Source organism: Lottiidibacillus patelloidae (assembly GCF_002262935.1).
In the GTDB taxonomy this organism is placed as follows: Bacteria; Bacillota; Bacilli; order Bacillales; family SA5d-4; genus Lottiidibacillus; species Lottiidibacillus patelloidae.
In genome coordinates this window covers 366862-390969 of the sequence record NZ_NPIA01000001.1, presented here as the reverse complement: position 1 = coordinate 390969, position 24108 = coordinate 366862, and the positions used below count along the sequence as shown (strand labels likewise).

Genomic DNA, 24108 nt, shown 5'->3' with positions numbered 1-24108 from the left:
AATATGCTATTTTTCTTTAGATTTCTCTGTTATATAAGCTGTTAACAAATCTATCGCTTCTCCAATTGCATTTTCATTCGGATTTAATTTAGCATGGTGCAAGCCATGTTCTGATGCTACTCCTAACCAAAACATAAAGCCTGGCACTTCACTTAAGAAGTATCCATAATCCTCACCTGTCATCGCTTTATTGCAATCAATCACTTTCATATTTGTCTCTTTTTCTGCAAATGTCATAAACTCTCTCGTTAAAGTTGGATCATTATCAACTTGGCGATAGTTTGCCCCGTAATCAATAGTAGCCTTACAGTCGAATGAAGTCTCGATTCCAGCAACAATTGCTTCAATTCGTTTCTTCATTATTTTCATCGTATCGTCGGAAAGCGTTCGAATCGTCCCTTCAAGTCGAGCTTTCTCGGCAATAATGTTTTGCACGGTTCCACCAGTAATTTTACCAATTGTAATTACTCCCGAATCTAGTGGGTCGACATTTCGAGAAACAATAGATTGCAGTTGAGTCACGAGGAAACTAGCTGCAACGATCATATCTTTTGTTTCATGAGGAAATGCTGCATGGCCGCCCTTGCCGTGAAGGTCGATGAATAGCTCGGACGTATTGGCAAAAAGAATTCCTTCCCTAGTGGCAATTGTCCCGACTGGATATTCTGGCGCAATATGAAGTGCCACCATAAAGTCCGGTTTCCATGCTTTAAATTCATCAGATGCCATCATCGGCAAAGCTCCACCTGGTCCTTCTTCAGCAGGCTGGAACAGAAAGACAAGATCATCATCCACTCTATTTTTCGCAAAATGCGTCAGCACTCCTAGGGCAATGGTCATGTGGATGTCATGTCCGCAAGCATGCATGTAGCCTTCATGTTTAGAGCAGAAAGATAATCCTGTTTCCTCAGTAATTGGCAAGCCATCAATATCTGCACGATAGCCGATTGTTTGTGAAGGATTTTTGCCGTGTACTTTAACAAATAGTCCAGTTTTCCACGATTTAATTTCTAAAAAATCTTGTGGGAGTTGTTGTAAATATTCAAGTAAATACTTTTGCGTTTTCACTTCTTGAAATCCTAGCTCAGGGATTTGATGAAGATCACGGCGAATTTTCACAAATTGCTCATGCTTCATACGTTTGCAACCTCCTCTAACAAGGGGGAGAAGGTATCAATGAAAAACTTAATTTCTTCATCCGTTAATGTTAATGGTGGTAACAGTCGAATAATCGTTTGCTGTGTTACATCAACCATAATTCCTTTGTCTAGCAATGTTTTTTGAATCTTGCTCACTGCAGCTGCTTCTAAATTCATGACAATTCCAATCATCATGCCTTTTCCGCGCAGCTCTTTTATAGAAGGGTTTTTATCTTTTAAAGTTTGTATTTCATTCCATAACTTTTGTGCCTGAGATTTTCCTTTTTCCATCTGCCCAGCAAGCAATTCATCAATAACAGCATTTCCTAACGCGGCACTTAGAGGAGACGGAGCAAATGTCGTTCCGTGATCACCAGGTTTAAACATATCTTGTAGTTTTTCTCCTGCGATAATTCCTCCTAAAGGTAGTCCTCCACCAATTCCTTTGGCAAACAAAATTAAGTCAGGCGTAATATTAGCATGCTGATAAGCAAATAGATTCCCTGTCCGTCCTACGCCTGTTTGTATTTCATCCATTCCTAATAACACTTCATACTGACGGCATAATTGCTCGACTTTTTGTAAGTAGTCTACTGAAAGCGGCTTTACCCCACCTGAACCGAGAACAGGTTCCATGATGATTGCAAGTGGCTTTTCCTTAGCAAAAATAGCCTCTAGTGCAGCGATGTTTTCTGGCTCTACTTCATAGACAGGATAATTAGGTACTGGAAAGTCTTGATAGACGTTTGGTTGGCGCGTTAATTTAAGCGCTCCTAACGTACGACCATGAAAACTTTTCTTTAAGACAACGATTCCTTCGCGCTCGATATTATTGTTTATTTTAAATTTATGAAGTACTTTCACTGCACTTTCGGTAGCTTCTGCACCTGAATTTACAAAAAAGACTTTCCCCTTAATGGAGTTGTCTACTAGTTTTTTTGCTAGTTCAATTGCAGGTTTATTATAAAAAACATTAGAAATGTGCAAGAAATTTTCACTTTGCTTCTTAATTGCTTGTAAAATTTTCGGATGAGAATGTCCAATAATATTTACTGCAAGTCCGGTAAATAAGTCTAAGTATTCGTTTCCGTTCGTATCATACATTTTGTTTCCGATCGCCTTTTCGACAACGATTGGTAAACGATTGTACGTTTTCATTACGTATTGTTCATCTAACTTTTGCCAGTCTGTCATTGCCCTCTCTCCTCAACACTCGTATAGGAAAACCTCTCACCGAACTATTAGTTCAGTAAGAGGCTTTGTATTAATCGTTTAAACGGCGTAATTCGTGTTTAATTTCTGTTTTTGACTTTGTTTTTTCATCAATTTTCTTAAGTACACGGGCAGGAGTTCCACCTACTACAGTATATGGTTCTACATCTTCTGTGACAATTGCTCCTGCAGCTACAACAGCACCTTTACCTACTGTTACACCTTCTAGTACAACTGCGTTTGCACCGATAACAACATCATCTTCGACAACAACTGGCATTGCAGAAGGCGGCTCAATAACACCTGCTAATACTGTTCCAGCACCGATATGACAGTTTTTACCGACTGTCGCACGGCCACCTAAAACGACGTTCATATCAATCATTGTACCTTCACCGATGACAGCGCCGATATTAATCGAAGCACCCATCATGATAACTGCATTATTGCCAATTTCCACTTGGTCACGAATAATTGCACCTGGCTCAATTCGCGCATGAATATTTTTCATATCTAAAAGTGGAATAGCTGAGTTTCTGCGGTCATTTTCAACAACAAAATCTTCAACTTTTTCTTCATTTGCAGAGATTGCTGCTTGAATGTCCGCCCATTCTCCGAATAATACACCAGTGTTTCCAGTGATAAATGTTTTTGTGTTGTCCCCGAAGTTAATTCCTTCAAGATCACCTTTAATATGTACTTTTACAGGTGTTGATTTCGTGCTATTTGAAATAAACGAAATAATTTCGTTTGCATCCATCATTTTCATAAGATGTAAATCCTCCTTAAATTTTCAGTATTTTCATTATAGCAAGAAATAATCAATCGAAAAAGCATTATTACTTTAATTCGTTAACTAATTGCAAGAAGGCATCTACTTGTTTTAAACGATGCGCTGATTCATAAGATAATAGCCACGTTTCTCGCGAAATTTTTACCCCTTTGTCATCAAACAATGGAATTTTCGTAATGTTTTTTTCTTGGGCAATTGTAATGGAAGGTAATATTGCAAAGCCAATGCCGTGAATAACCATTTGCTTACACGTTTCAATTTGGTCAACGACAATCGTTCGTTTCGGTGGTATTTGAAATTGATTTTGCCACCACGTTTGAATTTCTTGATAATAGGTCGAATCACTTTTGAATTGGATAAATGGCTTTTTAGATAAATGAACTTCTTCTATTGATTTTATTTCCGTATCAACTAAAAATAACTCATCAGAAAAAAGATGCTGTTTTTGCCCTTTCCAATCAGGATTACCACGGATGATCCCGATATGTAAGTTTTCTTCATACAACTGCTTTAATATCTCCGAGCTCCAGCCAGTTACAAGTGAAATTTTCACGTGAGGGTAACGCTCAACAAATGTTTTCAACACCTTCGGAAGCCAATATTGTCCGATGATGGAAGCGACCGCTAACTTTAAAGTTCCGTGAACTTCCGAATCAAAGAAGGTAATTTCATCTCGTAATTTTTCTTCCCTTTTTAATGTTTCATTTACATAGTCGATAATTTGCTCTCCTGCTGGTGTTAATGCCAGTCCTTTTTGCGAACGAATAAAAATTTGCGTTCCCCAGTTTTTTTCAATTGCTTGCAAACGCTGACTTAATGCAGGCTGTGAGACAAATAAACGTTCCGCTGCTTTTCGCATATTTTTTTCCGCAGCAAGTACAGATAAGATTTCATATTCAGGTCGTTGCATGTTCATCACCTCATAAGGATAACTTATCACATTTCATAGAAACATTCTAATTTTCTTATCAACAATACAGGCATACACTAATCGTATAAAGCGAGACAAATTTGAGGTGACTTTACGATGACAATCTTTTTGTTCTTTCTAGGAATTGTAACTTCTTTCGTAGGAACGATAACAGGTGGCGGTGGGCTCATAAGCTTACCTTTATTACTTTTCTTCGGACTACCAATTCATTCAGCAATAGCGACGAATAAGTTTTCCAATACGTTTCACTCTTTACTTTCACTTGCGACGTTAGTACGACGTAAAAAAATTGATCTTAAACCATTACTACCACTAATACCGCTTTTTCTTTTCGGCGGTGCAACAGGAGCTGCAATATCATCTCTTTTAAGCTCATCCATTTTAACTTTATTAGCTATCGTACTACTTATTACTGCTTTATTATTATCTTTTCGTAAGCAGAATAAAGATAGCTGGTCAACAAACGTTGTTAACAACGTACCAAAAAAAGCAATGCCGCTTCAATTTTTAATCTCCTTATATGATGGAATGTTTGGACCAGGCTCTGGAACATTGCAATTACACCTCTATTACCAACTTCGCTTTACGTATATTAAAGCTATTGGCATAGCCCGTCTTCAAACATTTTTAAGCTGTTTAGGAGCAGCGATCATTTTCTTCCTGCATGGACACTTAATGTGGGAAATAGCACTCCCATATGCAGTAGGCGGATTAATAGGTTCACAAATAGCGTTAGTAACTGCAGAAAAAGTTCCATCGCAAAAGCTCAAAGTCGCATTAAATATAATGACTATTTTTCTAATCATACAACTTATAATGAAATATTTTTAGGAGTGATAACAATGAAAATTAATGTAAAACGTCTTGACCATATTCAAATTTGTATTCCAACTGAGAAAGAAGATATTGCAAGAGCATTTTATTTAGATTTACTTGGTGGACTTGAAATTGAAAAACCTGAAGCATTGAAGAAAAACGGAGGTTTTTGGTTTCAGTTTGGCGGTGTACAAGTGCATATCGGGGCTGAAGAAATGACCGAAACGACTAGCAAACGACACCCTGCCTTTGAAGTTGAGAATTTAAATGAAGTACGAAAATTTTTAGAAGGAAATAATGTTTTGACGAAGGATGATGCTGAAATACCGAACGTGTCGCTCTTCTCCTTTTTTGACCCGTTTATGAATCGCATTGAATTTCTTGAGAAAAACTAGGAATTAGCATGTATTGTGCCAATTCCTAGTTTTTTAACACCTAAAACTCCCATTATTAACTTTTACTATCTCTCTTTTTAAAGAAAACATATGGAAGACTAATAGTTAAAAAGATCATTAGTAGTATCACTAAAAATATACTATGTTCTATGAGATTTTTTGGTATTGTCATAGCGTATTTATAACTATCTAACCCTCTAAAATACACCATTCCTATTACAAAAAGAATTTCAAAAATGACAAAAATTTTAATAAAGCTTGTTAAAATGATCTTCTTATAATTTTCTTTAGTATTGGTTGTCATAAAAGTTATTAAAAAAATTACACTTGGGACTGTATACAGAAGATACCAACTACCATTAAAATGACCTGAGTTTTCCGCTTCACTCCAAATGCCATAAAGACCAATTACACTTAGAATGATGATCACACTAAAATAGTATATTTTCATAACACTTCACGCTTTGTCATCTCTACCTTTTTAGTAAAGAAACGTAAACTATACCAAATATAAAATCCGAAAAAGGCACCTAACGTATTGAATAACAAGTCATCGACATCTGCGACTCTTCCAGTTGGAAAAATAAACTGTAGCAATTCAACTGTCATAGATAATAGCATTCCAAACATAGTTACTAGTAGCATATTTTTCCTTTTAATTGAACCTAACAGCCACGAAAGAAATAGTCCAAATGGAACGAATAATATAATATTCAAACCGATATTTCTAATTGCATTAGAATAATCAAGAGAGTTCGATACAAAGTAATTATAGTAAAACCCTTGTAGTGGGATAAAATTGACGCTCCGCTCTATATGCATACCTTCTGCATCTATCCAAAACATTGGCGATATAGTTAATAGTAGCACCCCCAAGATACTAAAGATAAAAAGAATAAATACAATGACTCGTTGCATATGCCAATTCCTTTTTTTACTTAAGTAATAAGCAACAATCATGACGTTTATTACAACTATTAAGAATAATTCAAGCATTCCTCCAAATATTCTCCACATTTGAACCATATTTACATCTCTCCTCTATATTTCAATTGGGTATTATGACCCAACGTCGATCCATTCGCCTTCATTATTTTTTATTTTAATAACGTCGAATAAATTGGAATAATGAGGACTGATGTAAAGATTAGAAGTGCTAACCTAAATCTCTTCCATTCTTTCTTATATTCGAAATAGAAAATTAGTAGAGAAAGGATATAGACAATAATCATTCCGTATAGAAAAAGGGGCTCTGAATGGAGTTCATCTGCGATGTGATAAAGCGTCGTTCCCCCATTAAATAATTTAAATAGAAACCCATTACCATAAAACCAAAGGCTACTAGCGATTAATATGAAAAATAATCCTACAGATACTAAACCTCTCATAAGAACTCTCCTAATTCATAATGGGAATCAATAGCTTCTCGCCCCATATACTTACATTTTCATGTCGAAAAAATGCCACTCACTTATAAAGTTTTCTTCATCATATAATTCACAAAATCTGCACCATTAAAATGTTTTGTTTGTTTCTTTAGCACTTCATACCCTCTTGATTCAAAAAAAGGTTTTGCTGTTATACTTGCTTCTGTAAATATTTCCTTTATACCATCAGCTTTCGCACCTATTTCTAGCTGATTTAATAATGCAGAACCAATCCCTTTCCTTTGAAAATCTTTATGCACGTAAAATAAATCAATTTCGCTATCAGCATTATAATTTCCAAATCCTACGATAAGTTTGGGCTCAACTTCCGCTATGTATGTCACACTATTCTTAAGGCGCATTTCCCAATCTACTATATTCGAGTTACTATTTGCCCATACCTCCACTTGCTTCGGTGAGTAGTCTCCTAAATTGACGGTAAGAATCGTTTCTCTAAACAAGTTCATGATATGTTTTGTATCTTCTTTATCAAATTTTCTAATTAACAAGTTGAGTACCACCTTTTATTACAGAACTTATCTAGATAACTCACAAAAAATGCGTATGAGCTAATTACCATTTTTCATTTAACAATTCTTGCTTCTTCTTTTCGTATTCTTCCTCACTAATAATATTATCTTCTTTTAACCGATAAAGTTTTCTTAATTTTGTTTCGTAATCACCTTGAGTTGACTCTTTCGTCTTATTATTATCTAAAACATCAACTTGATAGGCTGATACGCCTTTGGTCGTGAACAGGTTGGCAGCATGATAGCCAGTAATTGCTAAAGCTATAAGTGTCCAAATAACACCGAAGAAACCACTCTTGGCAACTTGTGTGATACCAATGAAAATAAAAATTATTCCTATAAATACACTAATGGCAGACATACCTTTGCTTGGCTTTACACCATAACGTGGAAACATTTTTCTTCACCCTTTCTTGTCTTAACATATTTACTATCTTAATACATATATAGCTTCCGAAATATAGTACTTCCACATTAAATGTAACACTCCTTCTAATTGGCCGGAATTAACAAGAAATTTCTTCTTTTATTTCCCAGTGAATTGAGCATATTAATAACGAGTCTAATTTATGAAGGGAGAAGGATAAAATGTCTAAACAAGGAATGTCAAACAAAAATCAAACAAGGGAACAAATCGAGAAGCAAGATAAGAGGAATGACGTTGAGCTAGGTAGTGAATATCAAGTTGGAAATTCAGGTTCACAAAGCCAGAAAAAAAGTGGAAGACAAGTAAATAAAAAATAACCTCATGATGAACTGCATTTCAATTGTTGCTTCTTTCCAATTGATAAGCAGTTCATTTTTCTTGAGGTTATAATTGTTTTATTTATATTTAATTAAGTTTTAATTTACTTCCACTTTTACTCCCTAAATATAAGAGTAGTGGTGAAACAGAGCAAATCAGTAGTAATCCTAGCCAGCTTGGCAAAAAGGTTAAGGAAGATATTGAATTAACCCCGTAATTAAATAGCATAAGCACCATTATTGGAAGTTGTCCGTTTTCAGCGACGATACCCGAGCCAAGATTCATCATTAAATAGCCACTTAAACCTAAACTTAAGTTGATCGCAAAAATGATAGATGTGGAAATTATTATGATATTACTAGCTATATTTTTAAGATATTTCCTACCGAAAAACCAGTATAAATTAATCGCAACAATCGTTTCAATTACATAAATAACATTTCTTGATAAATCATTAATCATTAGCATGTCAAAGCTTCCTATTAAGGTGAATACTATAGCTGCAAGCATGCTGATTAAGACATGGATAAATATTGGCTTAAATAATAAAATGTGTTTAGGACTATGAAGTTTGTTAAATTCATTTCCTACCGTAAATGGACTTCCCATTTCTTGAACGGCTTTTTCTTCTGCTTCTCGTTCATCCAACCCATATTGTATCCAATATTGCTTTTTCTGATCAATGTGATACCTTAATTCTGCTTCTACCATCTTCTTTGCTTTTTTTGATTTTATTTGGTTGGAGACTTCTGTTAAATAAGAATCTATATCCCTTCTCATTATCAATTTCACCCCTCTAATAATTCCTTTAAAGCAAACCTTTTATTCTTTCCTTCTTGTTCATTTTTTTGCAGTATCTTTCTGCCCTTATCATTTAATTGATAATATTTAACGCCCTTTTCATCCCAATTAGATAGTAAGTAATTATTTTTCTCTAGTCGGTGGAGCATCGTGTATAAAGATCCTTGCGATTCTTCGAATTGTAGAATACCTCTTGCAGTTAATTGTTGAGATAAGTCGTACCCAGATTTTTTATTTAAAAGCAACTGAAAAACTGCTAGATAGACATCTTCTTCACTTTCTTTTAATTTACTAATTTTATCGTTTATTTGCTTGCGAAGTTGATCAGAAAAGTCTAGCTTGTTAAATTTCGTTTTCTCCATTGAATTCCGAAGCCTTTTTAACTTATTTTCCATGTGACTAATCCTCCAATTCTTCTTTTAAAATTTCTTTTGCCCGGCGAAGGCGCGTTTTAATTGTACTTTGCTTTATGCCTATCAATTTTGAAATCTCCCTTATGGTCAATTCTTGAAAATAAAAGAGATAGATAACTTCGCGATATTTAATTTCCAAATTCATTACAGCAACAGCCATTTTTTCATCATCACCTTTTTGAATGACTGCCATCTCGACGCTTTCCTTTTGAGTTTTATCGAACATCGACTCATCTTCTGAAATAATTATTTTATTGTTGTACCAACTTTTTAAGTAATCTTTACAATGGTTAATTGCAATCTTCCATAACCATGTTCTTATTTTAGAGTTACCTTTGAAGGTATGTAGTGATTTATAACATTTAACAAAGATATCTTGCGTTAAGTCTTCAGCAACTTCTTTATTATTTACAAAAGAATAAGCAAGCTGTAATATTTCCTGGCCATACTTAATCATAATTTCATCTATAAGTGCTGATTTATCATCTAAATCAAAAGCTTCCGCTGTTAATTCCTCCACATCTTTCCCTCCCTCAAAATAATAGACGAGGTGCTATCTTAAAAAGTTTTAAATTTTTGAAAAATTGCTACCCTTCATTAAAACAGCTCTCGGCAAAATGGCGTTATCTTCGAAATAGTAAAGAAAAAAGTGCACTGAAGAAAAGTGCACTTTACATTAAAATATAATTTACTCTACCGTTTTTCATTTGCGAAACTTACTTATTTACTTCTTCTTTAATAAGTTTCAATATCCGTTCGTATCATTTCAATGTTAATATCTAAATTACTTTGTTTTTCTTCTTAATGTAACAAAGATTGATATACCGACTAATAAGATAATTATTGAAACTCCTCCATACATGGCAAGATCCAACGGGTCACGCTTCCCACCTTGATACTCACCTGTTCGAATAGCTTTTTTATATTTACCTTTTTTTATTTCAACCGCTATCGCTTCATCCGTACTAATTCCTTTAATGGAAAAATACTTGGTACCTTTCTTATATGTATTAGAAAAATTACCTGCATACGTTTCCATATCGGAATATTTTGTGACTTGGCCAATTTCTTGATCAATATCCGTGACAAACTCATCCGTCATCTCATAAATGTACCCATCCCACACTACAAATGAATAAGCCCACGATGTAGCTGATGTTTTACTAGGAGAAAACATTGCCGCTAATAAAGTAAAAGTTAAGGCTAATAAAAGTACTTGTTTCTTTTTCATTATCATTCTCCTCTTCTAAAATGGCGTTATCTCTTCTAGTTAGGATTTTAAAAGCAAGCCCCTCCATTACTTATTACCGTTAGAATCCAATTCGCTTAGCTGTTTTTTTGTATTTATTAAATCTCTAAATCTAGCTTCAAGCATTTGCTTCTCATCGTCATTACTTATTGTAGATAGCTTGCTTATTATCTCTGTAAGTTCCATTTCGATGGCTATTAAACTTACTTCCCTTTCTTGAGTTGCAGCTGATTTCTTTTTTTTATCTAGATAGTCAACATCTTTTAATACAGCTTTATTATTTTCAATTACTAAAATATGAGATGCTAACTCCCTCACGAAATAGCGATCATGAGAAACAAAAATAATAGTTCCTGGATATTCTTTTAATACCATTTGCAATGCTTCTTTCGTATGGAGATCCAAAAAATTCGTTGGTTCATCAAGTAAAAGTACATTGTAATTTCCAAGGAATATTTTAGCTAATGCTGTCTTAACTCGCTCTCCTCCACTAAGCATGGCCACTTTTATATGAACCTCTTCGCGTTTGAAATGTAATCTTGACAAAACTGTTCGGATAAATGCTTCTGAATATTGACTAGTTTCTTTCACATTTTCTAGTATCGTTTTATTGTCACTTAAATTTTCTAATTGTTGGTGAAAATAACCTATTGCAACTGGCTTAGCAATTGTTATTCCTTCATGGCCACTTGCAATCATGTTTAATAACGTTGACTTTCCAGTGCCATTTTTTCCGATTACAGCAACTTTTGAACCAGGTTTAATAGAACCATTTAATTCACTAAATAACATACGCGATCCTACCGCCGCACTTAGCTGTTGAAATGTAATAGCAACTTTACTGTGAATTTGCTTAAAGTGATTCATATCAAAGATGATACTTTCCTCTTCTTTTGGTTTTTCCTTTTGCTCAAGGTGATAAATTCTCGATTGAATTGCTTTTGCATTTTTATCTAACTTTGCTTTCTTTTGTCCTGTTTTTCTTTTGTGGAGCCTTGCTTCTGAGTTACCCATTCTGCTAGGAGCTTTTTTCAGAGATTTTGACTTTTGGCTTTTTTCATGAGCAGCCTGTTCTAATCGCTTTTTTTCCTTTGTGTAACTTTCATACTCAAACCACTGTCTATCTTTTAATTTTTGCTTTTGCTCAACATAATCAGTATAGTTACCTTCAAAGCAATGTATCTTCCCACCATCAACTTCCCAAATCGAAGTACAAATCCGATTTAACAGTTCCCGATCATGTGAAATAATAAGAACAGATCCATCAAAATGCATCATTTCTTTTTCAAATTTTTCTACACCTTGAGTATCTAGATGGCTTGTTGGTTCATCGGCAATTATTAATTTGGCATCTGATGAAAGAGCAGCTGCGATTTTCTTCCGTGTTTCCTCGCCGCCACTTAAAGAATCATTTTGACTCACGGGAACTTCCCAATCATTTTTATATTTACTGGAAAGCGCATTTGCTACTGGCATTTCAAGTTGAGGAATATAGGCTACTGGACAATATAAATGGACAGTTCCCTTATCAGGTTCAAGCTCATTCACTAACAATTTTAACAACGTTGATTTTCCTTCACCATTTTTTCCAACGATGCCAATACGCTCCCCTTGATAAACTTTTAATTGATCAGCTTTTATTATTAAACGTTCTCCATAACTTTTTTCAATAGTATTAACTTCTAATAGAAGCATAAAAAAACCTCCCTAAAATTCTAGAGAGGATTAGTTTATTTTTAAGTATACAAAAAGACATATAAAAAGACACATCCCTACATAAATGAAACTCTATACAAAAGGGTATGATTCGTTTTATATTTTAAAGTACCTAAAAATGAACAGACTAATCCTATCTAGACAAACTTATTTCAATTAATTATTAAAATGTTGTCTAAAAATAGGATTTCTACTTCATCGTATACGGTACCTTGCCTTTCTTCCAAAGAATTACTTTTATCATATGAGGAATACTTTATATTGTCAACCATAATTATCCATCTGCTCATACAACTAGATTACATATACTATAATTATTGTTGCAAACTATATAGTATTACATCTGTCAGGAGTTAAAAGATGATTTCAATAATTATCACTATCGTATTTCTATTATTTACTTGGCGGTTTGGGGATTGGAGAAACTGGAAAAAGTATTATCCATCCATGTTATATATGGTATTAAATGCAGTACTCTTTAATGTTTTGACATATGAGCATCCTACATGGGAATGGAACGATGTCACAGGTGTTTTTCCTAACCATACTCTGCTCGATCTTTGGATAATCTTCACACAGTTTCCCGCAGTTGTTTTATTATATTTAACAAACCATCCAAAAACATGGATAAAAAAGGGCTTACGAATATTATTATGGGCAGGTATTTTTACAGCATTAGAACTTATTGTATTTCAATTTGATTATATTGTTTACCAAAATAATTGGACTATTTGGTGGTCAATCTTCTTTAATCTAGTAACGTTCTTTATGATTAGGCTACATTTTAGACGTCCTTTATTAACATGGCTTCTTTCCATCATTTTCATATCATGTTTAATTATTGTATTTGATCTTTCACTATCCCAATTGAGATAAAATCATCAAAAAAAATCCTTCCAAATTACTATGTACTTGGGAAGGATCTTTTACTTTATTTATGTATTATCGTTCACTTTTATAGGTACTTTTCCATTCTAATATCTGTCCACATTCTATCTTGCCAATATGTAAAATTATCAATTCTGCCAATTTCCTTATAGCCCATTTTGTGATAGAGCTTAATTGCCTGTTTGTTAAACTCAAAAACACCTAACTCAATACGTTTAAGACCCTCTTTTTGGATTTGTTTCTCTAAAAATTCAATTGCTTTATAACCAATTCCCTTGCCACGTCCTTCAGCTTCACCTATTGTAATTCCTATCCAAGCAGCACCCTTCTCTTTTTTTAGTAAGTGACCTGGATCAACCATAAAATTCATTTCTCCTATTAACCGGTCATTATGATAAATAAGGTAGATATGATGATTTTTTAAGCGTTCTTTTAATTCATCTACGGTCACTTTCGTACGACGTTCTAATTCTGATTTATTTTGATTTGGACGCGTTAATGGAATAATGGTTGAATCGTTTTCCCAGCGGTCAATTGCTTCAACAACTTGTAAAGAAGGACTTGTTAATTTTTCAAAATGAGTCCCCATTTCTCTCCCTACTCTCGCATACAGTTTTTACTTTTGCTTCAATCTATTATTATCTCTTTTTATATGTAACACTTTTATGGAAGATCTCATTCAAACACTTCTACCTTCTTATCTTTTAAAGTTATTACATATCGCTTATTTTCATATTGAAATTCTAACCCTGAAATAAAACAAGCATGATCTTCTTTTATACCACAATTAGTTCCGATATTAGTCAATCCAAGTGTTTCAAACGTTCGTTTTACTATATTTTCCTTTTCAATTTTTGTTAACTGTTCAAACTCTTCATTAACATTAATTGATAGGTTAAAATCTGTTGCGTATATTATTTTTCCTTCAATCTTTTCAAAAGGATATGTTTCTTTTTGGCTTAGTGTAAACTCTTTATCAACAAAGAACTTACTTAAATCTCCATTCAATATTTGCTCATTAAAACTTGGTAATTTACTTTTTAATATACTTTGGTCAATATTTTCTGAACAAGCAGTCAGTATTAATAGAAGAAATAATATCCCAAGTATTCTCTTAAAGTATACCAATACATTCTCCCTCCTTAATCTTGCAAACTTTATGATTAGCGAAACAAGATTAAGTTTGTTTTACTTTATGCTTTTGTACAAAGGCAATTGCTATTAAAATACTAATAATACCTGAAAAGATATACGCGTAGGAAAAGTAAATTGCTGGAGTTTTTATATGGATAAAAGGGACAATTGAACTTATATCCCATTTATACAAATGTTCTGAAGCAAGTATTAATCCCAAAATAAGTATTATTAACCTCTCAGCAGCAACTGGAACTACACTTATCCATAATGCATCTCTTTTTGTAAGTTTCTTTTTCTTAATATACATTCCTACTATTACAAAAGGAATGACTATCATCATTACTGTGACAAAAAACTTTAAATATGTAATATTATTTTCAATAATTATGTAGTGCCCACCTCCCAAATCTTTTTGGGAAGGGAATATAAAAAAGCCTGTCATTAATGATAGATACAATGTAAGAAAATAAGAAACTGTTATGATCATCCAACCTGTAAGATATTTCATATTTATCTACCTCCATGACATTTCCTTTAATTTTAATAAATGTTTGATTATGTCTGCAGCTGTCTAATACTATAAATCCTTTAACTCTTCTGGATCAGCTCGATATTCAAGAATATCTCCCGGTTGACATTCTAATGCTTCACAAATCGAATCTAACGTTGTTAAGCGAATCGCTTTTGCTTTTCCATTTTTCAATATTGAAAGGTTGGCCATTGTAATTCCAACTCTCTCTGATAATTCTGTTACACTCATTTTCCTTTTCGCCAGCATAACATCAATGTTTATAATAATTGCCATGTTAATCACCTCAGACCGTTAAGTCATTTTCAGATTTTATATCAATTGCTTCTTGTAAAAGTCTTTGGAGAACCGCAGCAAAGACTGCAATAACCATTGAAGCAAAGATCATTACCATACCAAGTAATATCACACCTGGAGCATCATCTACTTCTCCGATAACATAAAAGATCGGCATCCCTAACACATACAAGATACTAATTGTTACTGCACAAACTTTTATCTTCTTTAGAGCATTTACTGAGAGTTGTGAGAAAGCTTGATTTTTATCAATATAACTTAAGAGTTTGAAAGCTTGATATAATGCAAAATAAAATGGTATTGCTGCTCCATACAAGTCGATGTAAACAAGATATTTTACAAAGTTAACAGTTAGTTCTCCTACATAATTTCCTATTGCAGGTACTAAAAATATACATATTGCAAGAATTGGTGCACCGATAATAAATAAAGATATTTTTAAAAAAAGTGTTGTACCTTGTTTCATAAACATTACCTCGCTTATTAATTATTATTTTTATATTACCTTAACATTTATTGTTTTACAATAAATTATTGTTGTTTTTTATTATATTATTATTGTTACAATAATGTTCTTATTACTAAAAAAAGCACGCCCCTTTAACAGAGGAGTGCTTTACTGGCGAGAAAATCAAATTATTTCTTTAATCTTATTTGTTATTAAGTTAGCAAGAAGACCATAACCCTCTTCAGCCCTAAAGTGTTTATTTATTTAAATGCTCTTCTAACTCTTTTTCTATTTCTTCATTAGATACTAAAGAACTTTCTTCGTTTTTATCATAAATTAATATTGCTCCTATTACAAAAACAAATACTAACAAAACAACTGACAAATAGGATTCACCACTATTAGGTATTTCAGAAAGTTGTAGTAATATAGCACCAAACAGTAAAGATAAACATACTATTAAAATCCCAAATAGCTTCTTCATTTTTTTCTCCTCCTTTGCAAAAATATCTTGTGAAGTCTCCTGCATATTAAACACTCCCGACTACTCTAGATCAAGATCTCTTTCACTATACTTTCTATTAAAAAAGCGCTACTCCTTCTTGGAGTAGCGCACTATGAAAATATTTTTACTTAATCAAATCAATAAAAAAGAGCACTTTTCCTTATTACAGATAAGCACCCTCAACAACATTTTAATTTCCCTTTGTTTTCAGCCATACAAATAGGTTTGTAATCAGTTTAGACACAATAAAAAATGCTACGTAGAATAAGAACAAATGAACAAAATTTACACCCTTATACATATGGAAAAAGTGAAAATATACTATAATTGGTTTAAATACAAAAGCAAAAAATGCAGATAGAATTATCGAGTATAGATAGATATTTTTTTTGTGGTTTAACGTCCACTGGTATAGCAACATAAAACTAACAGGAACTAAGGATGCATCTAAGGAAAAGCTTGGTATAAAGGAGAGTATTTGATACGGATACTCCCATAATCCTAAATTAATCCCAAAAGAGTTAACATAAGCGAACCATATATGATAATTAAGTCCAAAAAAACCTAAAAGTAATGTTTTATTCTTATCAATTGAAACGAATAAAACAATAAGTGGTACGATTAACATCACAATAACTACCCAAAATTGCCATGTGCCGAAATTAGAGAATGATTTCCAATACTCTACTTTAAGGTGACTTAATTCTTCAGCAATTGATCGTATTTTATTTAAATATTCTGCTTGTCCATCTTTCATTTACAGTCCCACCTAACAATGTAACATTATCAAGTATTCTAACCATTTAGTTGTTAAACTAACCAATCTAGTTTAACAAACGAGCATTCTTTAACCTTATCACTACACTATTTAGTACGATTATTGGGATACAATTTGTAATAATGCGATGGATTTACTTTTAACTATTACGAATATGCTAACATAAACTTCCAAGCATTCTGTTTAATGTTTATTTCATAAAAATAAACAGCCCAATTTGGACTGTTTATCAATTTATTTTAGTATTTATGATCATCTTCTTTTTTTCTTGGAAGGAAAACCGTCAATAGGAAACTAATTACTGCTAAACTTGCTACTCCCCAATACACACTATGCAATGATAGTGTCAGCCCCTCTTGTAGTAATATTCGAGAGCTCTCTGGTAAGACGTTTCTCTGGGCTTCATCAAGAAGTAAGTTTGCTGCATCAATCGATATTATATCGTCCATATTATTTTCCTTAATAAATTCTTGTAAGCGATTATTTAATACCCCTCCGAGCAAAGCCGCTCCGAGCGTACTACCTAACGTTCGCATAAAAGAATTACTTGCAGTAGCTATACCACGGTCTTTCCAATCGACACTACTTTGAATAGCAACAATAAAGGTCGTATTTGTTAATCCCATACCTAGTCCAATGATAAACGAACCAATACCTGCCCATATAGGTCCCTTTGTTGGGTCGAGCATAACAAAGAAGATTCCCCCAACGATCAGAAATGCTCCACCTATGATCGCTGTATTCCGAAAACCAATCTTAATAACTAGACGTCCTGCTAAGAATGCTGCAATTGGCCAACCTATTGATAATGTCGTTAGCGTAAAGCCTGCTACCATAGGCGAGTAGCCCATAACACCTTGCACATACGCTGGTAAGAAACTTGATATCCCAATCAATAGCATCCCAGTTGTTAACGATGTCGTGTTCGCTAACGCAATTAATCGGTGTTTCCACAATGAAAAAGGCATCATTGGGTTACTTGCTCTTTTTTCTTGGAAGAAAAATAAGATTGCGCTAATTACAAATGTACTTAAAAAGAATATCGTTTTTAGATCTGTCCAAGCCCATTTCACTCCTCCTTGAACGAGGATGACCATTAAGGAAAGAACTGCGATTAACATAAAAACAGATCCAAAATAATCAATTTTATGTTTTTTCTTTTCAATCGATTCTTTAAAGTACTTTAATACTCCAATTATAGATAAAATACCAAGTGGAACATTTATCCAGAAAATATATGACCAATGTATGTATTCTACTAAAACTCCACCTAAAACAGGTCCTACAACTGCTGATATCCCCCAAACACTGGATAAAAACCCTTGTATTTTTGCGCGTTCTTCAAGTGTATAAATATCTCCAACAATTGTAGTCGCAATAGGTAAAACTGCACCCGCTCCTAATCCTTGAATAAACCGGAATACAATTAGCATTTCCATTGATGTTGAAAATCCACACAAAACTGATCCGATTAAAAATACGACAATTCCATAGATGAAAATAGGTTTTCTTCCAAAGAGATCTGCAAGTTTTCCGTAAATAAGTACTGTTGCGGCTTGCATTACAAGATACCCAGAAAATACCCAACTGTATAAAGAAAAACCTCCTAAATCTCCAACGATACTTGGTATTGCCGTTGAAACAATTGTGCCTTCAATTGCAGACATAAAAATTGCTAATATTAATGAGCCCAAAACAAGAGGGCGATTAAGATTTCTTTTACTTTCAATTGCTTTCGAGTCATTCACTTCTGGTTTCCACCTTATAATAATTGTTTAAAAAACCTGTCGATTAGAAATCAACAGGCTTTTTCTTTTGGTTATACTGTTTAACATATTGGGTAACTAGTTTTAGAATTGCTCTTCTCGTAAGAATACCGATAAAAAATCCATCTTCATCCTCAACACAAAGGAAAGGATGATCGACAGAAAGGCTTAAACCTTTCACGAACATATCGGTATTTTTCAACGTTGGAATTTCTTTGTTCATCACGTCTTCTACTTTATAATCGCTTAATTTTTCAAATTCAATTCGCTCAATACCCAATATTGAGTCAAGTATCATCGATTTACTGATTAATCCGTGTAGTTTAAATTGTGTATCTAAGACAGGAATCGCTGAATACCCTGACTTTATTAATACGAGCAAAGCGTGCTCAATTGGATTTCCTAGCTGCACATGTGCAACTCTTTCTCCGGGAATGATTAAATCATTCAATTCTGTACGCAGAAAGTCTGGGAATTGTGATATGTCCATATAACTTTCTCCCCCTTTTGCAATAAACCACTATCATTTTACCATATGTAGGATAGCTTGACGAAAATTCTAACTTGAAGAAGTTACTCACAATTAAATGCTATAGTAAATGTGATTAATACAAAATAAAGGAATGATAAAAATGGCTACATCTACAATTGCAATTGCACTGTACAAACCATTTCCAGGACAAGAAGACGAGTTAAAGAAATTAGTTGCATTGCATATTCCAGCATTAAGGAAAGAAAATTTAATTACAGAGCGTGAGCCCATTCAATTAACGAGTTCTGATGGCACAATTATTGAAATTTTTGAATGGCAATCAAGTGAAGCTTCTGATAAAGCACACGTCTTGCCAAGCATTCAAAAAATTTGGGTAGCAATGGCCGAAGTTGCAGAATTTAAAACACTTTCTGATTTACCTGAATCTAACAAGCCTTTCCCAAACTTTCTACCAATTAATTAATATGTACTAGCCGGTCATCTTCTGTGATCGGTTTTATTTTTAATATAAGCTAATTTCTCTTCTAAACTGTCAATTTCCTCATTCAACCCTTGCATTTTTATTTGTTGCTCATTAATCTTTTCGAAAAGCGTACTGTCTGGTAAATCTTTCTTGCTACAACTAATTAATGATAATAATATAATAATAAAAGTGCTGATTTTACAAAAGCTTATTAATCTATATTTACTCATACTTTCTCTCCTAACCGTATATATTTTTTATAGAACGAAAATAGATGAATTCACATACATGCATGCAAGCTGGAGGTGTCGAACGTTTTTAAAAAAATTCTACCAATATTAACACTTACATACTTACTGTTACCTCCTATTTACTTACACCACGAAGTCATAAGTGAGGAAAAGGAAACACAAAATGAAATAGTAGATGAAGATGTTGAAATAACTGATGAAGATGTTGAAACAATTGATGAAGATGTTGGAACAACAAGTAATGCTAAGTATGAGAAACAATACTACCGTTCGACATGGATATGGCATTCAGAGGATATTACTTCGAATCAAGAGGAGTTAATAACCTTCTTAATAGATCAAAACGTTACAAGAGTTTATATACAAATTCATCCTTCATTACCACTTACAGCATATAAAGAGTTTTTAGCAAAATTAAAAGTCCAAAATATAGAAGCATATGCATTAGACGGAGGTCCTGATTGGATATATTCACTAGAAAATGTTAAGAAGTTAGTGGAATGGTTAACTAATTATCATGCATTCGCTGGACAAGATGCTCACTTTAAAGGTGTTCAGCTTGATATAGAACCCTATTTAACCGATGGCTGGAAAAATGATAAAGAGCTAACGATTTCAACTTATCAATATTTCATTCGTGAAGCAGGCTATTTGATTAAAGAAATTAGTCTTCCATATGAAGTAGCTATCCCTTTTTGGTTTGATGGCACAGATACAGAAGAAATGTCACTGGCAGAATGGGTAATAAAATATTCTGATCGTACCGTCATTATGGCATATCGAGATAAAGCAAGTGGCAAAAACGGTATCCTTTCTTTAAGTAGTGATGAAATAAAATTAGCAGAAAAGTATAATAAAAAAATTTCAGTCGGAGTTGAAACACGCAAAGAAAAGGAACATACGCATATCTCATTTTATGAAGAAGGCGCAGTGGAAATGGAAAAAGTACTAGAAGAAGTCCATGCTTTCTATAAACATAGTAGTTCCTATGAAGGAGAAGCAATTCACGATTATCGGAAGTGGAAAAACTTGACTGAACGATAAGGTGTAATTCTAAAATATCCAAAGCAAAAAAGAACACTCATCGTTTTTGATGAGTGTTTTTTTAAAGGTATCCTTTAGGTAAATATCCTTTTACGTAATTCCAACCACCTGCACCGAAGATGATGAGTAAAATTACTACGACAACGACAATTGCGTACCAAAATCCACCATATCCGCCGTAACCTACACCTTGATATGGTGGGTATGGTGCTGCATAACTTGGTGAAGGATAAGGTTTTTCATATCCGTAGTTTGGATATTGATCATAACCTGGCAAACTGCAACTAGGGCAATCACACTTACCTGGCCCATAGTTTTCATAACCTTCATAACCGTATGAGTAGCTCATAGACCTAACCTCCTATAAATGGTCTCATAATAGTCTATGAACATAGTTATAAAGTGTATGGACATTCGTCTAGATTTACCTTTCTTTTTTAGGAAATAATATAATTCCAATTATTAATAATGTAATTGCTCCTAAATAAACAAACGGCCCATGAGCAGCAGCAGTATCTTCCGAATTGGCACGTCCAATAAAGAGGAATGCAAAAAACAGACCATTTAACGCAATAATAATTGCTGCGAACTTATTCATAAAGTCACCTTTGAATACTTTATAAATTGGATATGCAAAAATAAGAATGTACCAAACGACAGGTGGAGAGACTTCAAATCCATTCATTGTCGTGTTATTTTCCAAATCCTTCCCCCACGTATGGAAAAAAGAAAGGAATGCAATTACTGTTGAAACAGTAATTAACCTAGGTCCAAGATTATAATTTTTTTTCTCTTTAGCCATTATTAACTTTACCCCCAATTAATATCTTCTCTATTTCATTAATTATATCATCTGATAATTCTACACCTGATGCTTGTACATTTTCTGTAATTTGTTCAGGTTTACTTGCACCAATTATCGCACTAGCAACATTTTGCTCGCGTAAAACCCAAGCTAGTGCTAACTGAGATAAGCTCAAGTTTACTTCCTTGGCAACGACTGATAATTTTTTCACAATTTCTAGCGGCTCTTCTTTTAAATAACCTTTCATTGTCTTATATGCATTAGAATGACTTGCACGGCTATCTTCTGGAAAATCGCTATTATTCTGATACTTTCCAGTTAAAACACCTTGTGCTAAAGGTGACCAAACTACTTGTCCAATTCCATTCTCTTCACTAAAAGGGATGATTTCATTTTCGATACCTCTTGCAAACATATTGTATTGCGGCTGATTAACAACGATTCGATCTAATAGATAGCGGTCTGCTGTTTTTAATGCTTGTTCCATTTGAGATGCTGTCCATTCACTTACACCGATATACAGTACTTTGCCTTGACGGACGAGGTCATCCAATGCACGTAATGTTTCTTCGATTGGCGTTTCTTCATCATAGCGATGACAATAATAGACATCAATATAGTCTACATCAAGCCGCTGTAAACTTGCATGACATTGGTCCATGATATGTTTTCTTGATAATCCTCGATCATTTGGACCTTCACCCCTCGGCCAAAATACTTTTGTAGCTAAGACATATGATTTTCGTGGAAAACCCTTTAGAGCATTCCCAACGGTTTTTTCCGCTTCTCCATTCATATATACATTTGCAGTATCAAAAAAATTAATCCCTAAATCATAAGCATGATGGATGGCTGAAGCTGCTTTTTCTTTATCCACATAGCCACCATATGTAAGCCAACTTCCTAAACTTATTTCACTTACTTTTAGTCCAGTTCTTCCGAGACGTCGATAATTCATGCCTTCATCTCCTTTTCGGAATAATTGTACCACTTAACTTAAATTTGGTTAATCATTTAACGAAAGAAAACTCGCCGATTGGCGAGTTTAATTAACATATTTAATAGCTATAGAGATGGTAAATTGCTTTTTTATCTATTTTTCCGACGTCTGTTTTTGGCATTTTCTCAGTAAACACTACTTTTTTAGGCACTTTGTATTTTCCTAGCTTCTCTGCACAATATTTTTGAACTTCTTCTATCGAAAGTACTTTTTCAGCTGAAGGAACTATAATGGCAGTTACTACTTCTCCCCACTTTTCATCAGGTAGTCCAATAATTGCAACTTCATCCACAGCATCATGCTGGCTTAAAATGTGCTCAATCTCTAATGGAAATACATTTTCCCCACCCGTTATTATCATTTCTTTTTTCCGACCAACAATATAATAATAGCCTTCTTCATCTTTTCGAGCGAGATCGCCTGTATGTAACCATCCATTCACTAAGGTTGCACTTGTAGCATTTTCATTATTCCAATAATGACTAAAGACATGACCACCTCGAATAATGATTTCTCCGACTTCACTAGATTGAACATCTTTTCCATCGTCTGCAATTAGCTTAACCTCGTTATACAACATAGGTTTTCCTACAGAGCCTCGTTTCTTTAACGCATCTTTTGGAGATATGTAAAAATTATTCGGTCCAGCCTCTGTTAAGCCGTATCCTTCTTTAAAGGAAAGCCCTTTTTTCTCAAACTCTCGATAAATTGTTAATGGGCATGGTGCTCCACCTGATAAAAAGGTGTGCATTGTCGGAAACGAGGTATGGGAAAATGCAGATGTTTTTACAATTAAGTGATACATGGTTGGAACTAAGAGAGCAATTGTGCATTTATAGTCGTTCAACATCCTTATTGCAGTAGTAGGTTCAAACTTTTTTGTAAGAACAACCGTCCCACCAATTAACAATATTGGAATAGCTAATGCATTCAATCCACCTGTATGAAACATTGGTAAAAATACCGCTGTCGTGTCGGAATCTTTAAGTTGCCAGCTTACAACTGTATTCACTGCGTTGCAATGAATATTTTGATGAGTAAGAACCACTCCTTTTGGTTTTCCAGTGGTTCCGCCGGTATAAATAATTGCTGCAGGATCACTTTGAATTACATTTACTTTTAGGTATGATTTTTTTCCTTCGAGTATTGCTTTGTTAATGTTAATTGTCCGATTAACATTAAGGAAAGTTACTACTTCTGAAAAATCTGAATGGTAGAATAATAGAGTTGGAGTACAGTCTTGCAATATATAAGATAGTTCTTCTTTCGCTAATCGCCAATTTAATGGAACGAATATAGCTCCAATTTTGCTACAGGCAAATAATAAATCGAAATAGCATATATGATTAGAAGAAAGTAGTGCAATGCGGTCACCTTTAGCCACACCATTTTCCTGTAAATAGACAGCATAGTTTTCAGCTCGTTCATGAAGTTCTTCATAAGTCCACTGTTTATGATTATCACCATCAATTACTGCAACTTTTTCAGGTGTTAATGTACTTCGATGATGTAGCCAATCCGTCTCTTTTTGCACAGT

The 24108-nt window shown here is 33.8% G+C and carries 33 protein-coding genes; 6 read left to right on the top strand and 27 right to left on the bottom strand.

Features of this window, described 5'->3' with window-relative positions; genetic code table 11:
* Positions 1 to 6 precede the first annotated feature (6 nt).
* The 4 genes from CIB95_RS02210 to CIB95_RS02195 form a co-directional block, all read right to left on the bottom strand.
* Positions 7 to 1137: an N-acetyldiaminopimelate deacetylase gene (locus CIB95_RS02210; protein WP_094921247.1), complete on the bottom strand. Its 1131-nt coding sequence runs from the start codon at positions 1135 to 1137 to the stop codon at positions 7 to 9.
* On the bottom strand, positions 1134 to 2333 hold the full coding sequence (locus CIB95_RS02205; protein WP_094921244.1) for an aspartate aminotransferase family protein: 1200 nt from the start codon (positions 2331 to 2333) through the stop codon (positions 1134 to 1136). Before CIB95_RS02205 ends, CIB95_RS02210 begins: the two co-directional genes overlap by 4 nt.
* A 70-nt stretch (positions 2334 to 2403) precedes the next feature.
* Positions 2404 to 3120 carry a 2,3,4,5-tetrahydropyridine-2,6-dicarboxylate N-acetyltransferase gene (dapD, locus tag CIB95_RS02200; protein ID WP_094921241.1) on the bottom strand — a complete coding sequence of 239 codons (717 nt, stop codon included), beginning with the start codon at positions 3118 to 3120 and terminating at the stop codon, positions 2404 to 2406.
* 70 nt (positions 3121 to 3190) lie between these two features.
* Positions 3191 to 4054 (bottom strand): LysR family transcriptional regulator, encoded by an 864-nt coding sequence (locus CIB95_RS02195; RefSeq protein WP_094921238.1) that lies wholly within the window; start codon positions 4052 to 4054, stop codon positions 3191 to 3193.
* A gap of 117 nt (positions 4055 to 4171) precedes the next feature.
* Here CIB95_RS02195 and CIB95_RS02190 point away from each other — a divergent pair, with 117 nt between their 5' ends.
* Both CIB95_RS02190 and CIB95_RS02185 read left to right on the top strand, forming a co-directional pair.
* Positions 4172 to 4906 carry a sulfite exporter TauE/SafE family protein gene (locus tag CIB95_RS02190; protein WP_094921235.1) on the top strand — a complete coding sequence of 245 codons (735 nt, stop codon included), beginning with the start codon at positions 4172 to 4174 and terminating at the stop codon, positions 4904 to 4906.
* A gap of 11 nt (positions 4907 to 4917) precedes the next feature.
* Complete coding sequence (locus CIB95_RS02185; protein ID WP_094921232.1) at positions 4918 to 5286, top strand: VOC family protein; 369 nt, start codon at positions 4918 to 4920, stop codon at positions 5284 to 5286.
* 447 nt (positions 5287 to 5733) lie between these two features.
* On the opposite strand, the gene CIB95_RS02175 is transcribed toward CIB95_RS02185, so the two are convergent.
* The 4 genes from CIB95_RS02175 to CIB95_RS02160 form a co-directional block, all read right to left on the bottom strand.
* Positions 5734 to 6312 carry a VanZ family protein gene (locus CIB95_RS02175; RefSeq protein WP_094921226.1) on the bottom strand — a complete coding sequence of 193 codons (579 nt, stop codon included), beginning with the start codon at positions 6310 to 6312 and terminating at the stop codon, positions 5734 to 5736.
* Positions 6313 to 6383: 71 nt separating this feature from the next.
* On the bottom strand, positions 6384 to 6674 hold the full coding sequence (locus tag CIB95_RS02170) for a hypothetical protein (RefSeq protein WP_094921223.1): 291 nt from the start codon (positions 6672 to 6674) through the stop codon (positions 6384 to 6386).
* An 83-nt stretch (positions 6675 to 6757) separates the two neighbouring features.
* A complete protein-coding gene (locus CIB95_RS02165) occupies positions 6758 to 7222 on the bottom strand; it encodes a GNAT family N-acetyltransferase (protein ID WP_094921220.1) in 465 nt (154 codons plus the stop codon).
* 64 nt (positions 7223 to 7286) lie between these two features.
* The gene (locus CIB95_RS02160; RefSeq protein ID WP_094921217.1) at positions 7287 to 7640 is read right to left on the bottom strand and encodes an SHOCT domain-containing protein; all 354 of its coding nucleotides are present in this window, start codon (positions 7638 to 7640) and stop codon (positions 7287 to 7289) included.
* A 191-nt stretch (positions 7641 to 7831) separates the two neighbouring features.
* Between CIB95_RS02160 and CIB95_RS16295 the strand changes: the two genes are divergently transcribed.
* Positions 7832 to 7987, top strand: a complete 156-nt coding sequence (locus CIB95_RS16295) for a hypothetical protein (protein ID WP_198949147.1) — start codon at positions 7832 to 7834, stop codon at positions 7985 to 7987.
* An 88-nt stretch (positions 7988 to 8075) separates the two neighbouring features.
* Here CIB95_RS16295 and CIB95_RS02155 read toward each other — a convergent pair whose 3' ends face one another.
* From CIB95_RS02155 to abc-f, 5 genes are all read right to left on the bottom strand, one after another.
* On the bottom strand, positions 8076 to 8768 hold the full coding sequence (locus CIB95_RS02155) for a permease prefix domain 1-containing protein (protein WP_094921214.1): 693 nt from the start codon (positions 8766 to 8768) through the stop codon (positions 8076 to 8078).
* 8 nt (positions 8769 to 8776) lie between these two features.
* The gene (locus CIB95_RS02150) at positions 8777 to 9184 is read right to left on the bottom strand and encodes a PadR family transcriptional regulator (protein ID WP_094921211.1); all 408 of its coding nucleotides are present in this window, start codon (positions 9182 to 9184) and stop codon (positions 8777 to 8779) included.
* 4 nt (positions 9185 to 9188) lie between these two features.
* Positions 9189 to 9722 carry a sigma-70 family RNA polymerase sigma factor gene (locus tag CIB95_RS02145; protein WP_094921208.1) on the bottom strand — a complete coding sequence of 178 codons (534 nt, stop codon included), beginning with the start codon at positions 9720 to 9722 and terminating at the stop codon, positions 9189 to 9191.
* Between the two features lie 264 nt (positions 9723 to 9986).
* The gene (locus CIB95_RS02140; protein ID WP_198949146.1) at positions 9987 to 10433 is read right to left on the bottom strand and encodes a hypothetical protein; all 447 of its coding nucleotides are present in this window, start codon (positions 10431 to 10433) and stop codon (positions 9987 to 9989) included.
* A 66-nt stretch (positions 10434 to 10499) separates the two neighbouring features.
* Positions 10500 to 12146, bottom strand: coding sequence for a ribosomal protection-like ABC-F family protein (gene abc-f, locus CIB95_RS02135; protein ID WP_094921205.1), 1647 nt, complete (start codon positions 12144 to 12146; stop codon positions 10500 to 10502).
* Between the two features lie 381 nt (positions 12147 to 12527).
* On the opposite strand from abc-f, the gene CIB95_RS02130 reads away from it, so the two are divergent.
* Positions 12528 to 13043, top strand: coding sequence for a CBO0543 family protein (locus CIB95_RS02130; RefSeq protein ID WP_094921202.1), 516 nt, complete (start codon positions 12528 to 12530; stop codon positions 13041 to 13043).
* Positions 13044 to 13122: 79 nt separating this feature from the next.
* On the opposite strand, the gene CIB95_RS02125 is transcribed toward CIB95_RS02130, so the two are convergent.
* From CIB95_RS02125 to cbpB, 9 genes are all read right to left on the bottom strand, one after another.
* The gene (locus CIB95_RS02125) at positions 13123 to 13644 is read right to left on the bottom strand and encodes a GNAT family N-acetyltransferase (protein ID WP_094921199.1); all 522 of its coding nucleotides are present in this window, start codon (positions 13642 to 13644) and stop codon (positions 13123 to 13125) included.
* An 86-nt stretch (positions 13645 to 13730) separates the two neighbouring features.
* Positions 13731 to 14183 carry a hypothetical protein gene (locus CIB95_RS02120; RefSeq protein WP_094921197.1) on the bottom strand — a complete coding sequence of 151 codons (453 nt, stop codon included), beginning with the start codon at positions 14181 to 14183 and terminating at the stop codon, positions 13731 to 13733.
* A 49-nt stretch (positions 14184 to 14232) separates the two neighbouring features.
* A complete protein-coding gene (locus CIB95_RS02115; protein ID WP_094921195.1) occupies positions 14233 to 14700 on the bottom strand; it encodes a hypothetical protein in 468 nt (155 codons plus the stop codon).
* Positions 14701 to 14769: 69 nt separating this feature from the next.
* A complete protein-coding gene (locus CIB95_RS02110; protein ID WP_094921193.1) occupies positions 14770 to 14997 on the bottom strand; it encodes a helix-turn-helix domain-containing protein in 228 nt (75 codons plus the stop codon).
* A gap of 10 nt (positions 14998 to 15007) precedes the next feature.
* A complete protein-coding gene (locus CIB95_RS02105) occupies positions 15008 to 15484 on the bottom strand; it encodes a DUF2975 domain-containing protein (protein ID WP_094921190.1) in 477 nt (158 codons plus the stop codon).
* A gap of 238 nt (positions 15485 to 15722) precedes the next feature.
* Entirely contained in the window at positions 15723 to 15950 is a 228-nt protein-coding gene (locus tag CIB95_RS02100) for a hypothetical protein (protein WP_142296449.1), read from the bottom strand.
* 211 nt (positions 15951 to 16161) lie between these two features.
* Entirely contained in the window at positions 16162 to 16728 is a 567-nt protein-coding gene (locus tag CIB95_RS02095) for a CBO0543 family protein (RefSeq protein ID WP_094921184.1), read from the bottom strand.
* Between the two features lie 260 nt (positions 16729 to 16988).
* Positions 16989 to 18497 carry an MDR family MFS transporter gene (locus CIB95_RS02090; protein WP_269844943.1) on the bottom strand — a complete coding sequence of 503 codons (1509 nt, stop codon included), beginning with the start codon at positions 18495 to 18497 and terminating at the stop codon, positions 16989 to 16991.
* 43 nt (positions 18498 to 18540) lie between these two features.
* Entirely contained in the window at positions 18541 to 19005 is a 465-nt protein-coding gene (gene cbpB / locus CIB95_RS02085; RefSeq protein ID WP_094921181.1) for a cyclic-di-AMP-binding protein CbpB, read from the bottom strand.
* Positions 19006 to 19147: 142 nt separating this feature from the next.
* On the opposite strand from cbpB, the gene CIB95_RS02080 reads away from it, so the two are divergent.
* Positions 19148 to 19471, top strand: a complete 324-nt coding sequence (locus tag CIB95_RS02080; RefSeq protein WP_094921178.1) for a hypothetical protein — start codon at positions 19148 to 19150, stop codon at positions 19469 to 19471.
* Positions 19472 to 19485: 14 nt separating this feature from the next.
* On the opposite strand, the gene CIB95_RS02075 is transcribed toward CIB95_RS02080, so the two are convergent.
* Positions 19486 to 19701: a hypothetical protein gene (locus tag CIB95_RS02075; RefSeq protein ID WP_094921176.1), complete on the bottom strand. Its 216-nt coding sequence runs from the start codon at positions 19699 to 19701 to the stop codon at positions 19486 to 19488.
* A 75-nt stretch (positions 19702 to 19776) separates the two neighbouring features.
* Here CIB95_RS02075 and CIB95_RS02070 point away from each other — a divergent pair, with 75 nt between their 5' ends.
* Positions 19777 to 20766, top strand: a complete 990-nt coding sequence (locus tag CIB95_RS02070) for a hypothetical protein (protein ID WP_094921173.1) — start codon at positions 19777 to 19779, stop codon at positions 20764 to 20766.
* Between the two features lie 61 nt (positions 20767 to 20827).
* Here the strand turns inward: CIB95_RS02070 and CIB95_RS02065 are convergent, their stop codons facing one another.
* The 4 genes from CIB95_RS02065 to CIB95_RS02050 form a co-directional block, all read right to left on the bottom strand.
* Positions 20828 to 21115 carry a hypothetical protein gene (locus tag CIB95_RS02065; protein ID WP_094921170.1) on the bottom strand — a complete coding sequence of 96 codons (288 nt, stop codon included), beginning with the start codon at positions 21113 to 21115 and terminating at the stop codon, positions 20828 to 20830.
* A 75-nt stretch (positions 21116 to 21190) separates the two neighbouring features.
* The gene (locus CIB95_RS02060) at positions 21191 to 21568 is read right to left on the bottom strand and encodes a hypothetical protein (protein ID WP_094921167.1); all 378 of its coding nucleotides are present in this window, start codon (positions 21566 to 21568) and stop codon (positions 21191 to 21193) included.
* The gene (locus CIB95_RS02055) at positions 21561 to 22529 is read right to left on the bottom strand and encodes an aldo/keto reductase family protein (protein WP_094921164.1); all 969 of its coding nucleotides are present in this window, start codon (positions 22527 to 22529) and stop codon (positions 21561 to 21563) included. The genes CIB95_RS02060 and CIB95_RS02055 overlap by 8 nt, the downstream gene beginning before the upstream one ends.
* A 100-nt stretch (positions 22530 to 22629) precedes the next feature.
* On the bottom strand, positions 22630 to 24105 hold the full coding sequence (locus CIB95_RS02050) for an acyl-CoA synthetase (RefSeq protein ID WP_094921161.1): 1476 nt from the start codon (positions 24103 to 24105) through the stop codon (positions 22630 to 22632).
* Between the last annotated feature and the right edge of the window lie 3 nt (positions 24106 to 24108).

Excerpts from the sequence above, each read along its gene's own strand:
- CIB95_RS02075 (WP_094921176.1), bottom strand. The coding sequence starts at position 19,701 with ATGAGTAAATATAGATTAATAAGCTTTTGTAAAATCAGCACTTTTATT.
- CIB95_RS02065 (WP_094921170.1), bottom strand. The coding sequence starts at position 21,115 with ATGAGCTACTCATACGGTTATGAAGGTTATGAAAACTATGGGCCAGGT.
- cbpB (WP_094921181.1), bottom strand. The coding sequence starts at position 19,005 with ATGGACATATCACAATTCCCAGACTTTCTGCGTACAGAATTGAATGAT.
- CIB95_RS02125 (WP_094921199.1), bottom strand. The coding sequence starts at position 13,644 with ATGGGGACTCATTTTGAAAAATTAACAAGTCCTTCTTTACAAGTTGTT.
- CIB95_RS02160 (WP_094921217.1), bottom strand. The coding sequence starts at position 7,640 with ATGTTTCCACGTTATGGTGTAAAGCCAAGCAAAGGTATGTCTGCCATT.
- dapD (WP_094921241.1), bottom strand. The coding sequence starts at position 3,120 with ATGAAAATGATGGATGCAAACGAAATTATTTCGTTTATTTCAAATAGC.
- CIB95_RS02080 (WP_094921178.1), top strand. The coding sequence starts at position 19,148 with ATGGCTACATCTACAATTGCAATTGCACTGTACAAACCATTTCCAGGA.
- abc-f (WP_094921205.1), bottom strand. The coding sequence starts at position 12,146 with ATGCTTCTATTAGAAGTTAATACTATTGAAAAAAGTTATGGAGAACGT.
- CIB95_RS02140 (WP_198949146.1), bottom strand. The coding sequence starts at position 10,433 with ATGAAAAAGAAACAAGTACTTTTATTAGCCTTAACTTTTACTTTATTA.
- CIB95_RS02205 (WP_094921244.1), bottom strand. The coding sequence starts at position 2,333 with ATGACAGACTGGCAAAAGTTAGATGAACAATACGTAATGAAAACGTAC.
- CIB95_RS02115 (WP_094921195.1), bottom strand. The coding sequence starts at position 14,700 with ATGAAATATCTTACAGGTTGGATGATCATAACAGTTTCTTATTTTCTT.
- CIB95_RS02110 (WP_094921193.1), bottom strand. The coding sequence starts at position 14,997 with ATGGCAATTATTATAAACATTGATGTTATGCTGGCGAAAAGGAAAATG.
- CIB95_RS02095 (WP_094921184.1), bottom strand. The coding sequence starts at position 16,728 with ATGAAAGATGGACAAGCAGAATATTTAAATAAAATACGATCAATTGCT.
- CIB95_RS02210 (WP_094921247.1), bottom strand. The coding sequence starts at position 1,137 with ATGAAGCATGAGCAATTTGTGAAAATTCGCCGTGATCTTCATCAAATC.
- CIB95_RS02060 (WP_094921167.1), bottom strand. The coding sequence starts at position 21,568 with ATGGCTAAAGAGAAAAAAAATTATAATCTTGGACCTAGGTTAATTACT.
- CIB95_RS02195 (WP_094921238.1), bottom strand. The coding sequence starts at position 4,054 with ATGCAACGACCTGAATATGAAATCTTATCTGTACTTGCTGCGGAAAAA.
- CIB95_RS02155 (WP_094921214.1), bottom strand. The coding sequence starts at position 8,768 with ATGAGAAGGGATATAGATTCTTATTTAACAGAAGTCTCCAACCAAATA.
- CIB95_RS02150 (WP_094921211.1), bottom strand. The coding sequence starts at position 9,184 with ATGGAAAATAAGTTAAAAAGGCTTCGGAATTCAATGGAGAAAACGAAA.
- CIB95_RS02170 (WP_094921223.1), bottom strand. The coding sequence starts at position 6,674 with ATGAGAGGTTTAGTATCTGTAGGATTATTTTTCATATTAATCGCTAGT.
- CIB95_RS02130 (WP_094921202.1), top strand. The coding sequence starts at position 12,528 with ATGATTTCAATAATTATCACTATCGTATTTCTATTATTTACTTGGCGG.
- CIB95_RS16295 (WP_198949147.1), top strand. The coding sequence starts at position 7,832 with ATGTCTAAACAAGGAATGTCAAACAAAAATCAAACAAGGGAACAAATC.
- CIB95_RS02185 (WP_094921232.1), top strand. The coding sequence starts at position 4,918 with ATGAAAATTAATGTAAAACGTCTTGACCATATTCAAATTTGTATTCCA.
- CIB95_RS02175 (WP_094921226.1), bottom strand. The coding sequence starts at position 6,312 with ATGGTTCAAATGTGGAGAATATTTGGAGGAATGCTTGAATTATTCTTA.
- CIB95_RS02105 (WP_094921190.1), bottom strand. The coding sequence starts at position 15,484 with ATGAAACAAGGTACAACACTTTTTTTAAAAATATCTTTATTTATTATC.
- CIB95_RS02055 (WP_094921164.1), bottom strand. The coding sequence starts at position 22,529 with ATGAATTATCGACGTCTCGGAAGAACTGGACTAAAAGTAAGTGAAATA.
- CIB95_RS02190 (WP_094921235.1), top strand. The coding sequence starts at position 4,172 with ATGACAATCTTTTTGTTCTTTCTAGGAATTGTAACTTCTTTCGTAGGA.
- CIB95_RS02100 (WP_142296449.1), bottom strand. The coding sequence starts at position 15,950 with ATGAAGAAGCTATTTGGGATTTTAATAGTATGTTTATCTTTACTGTTT.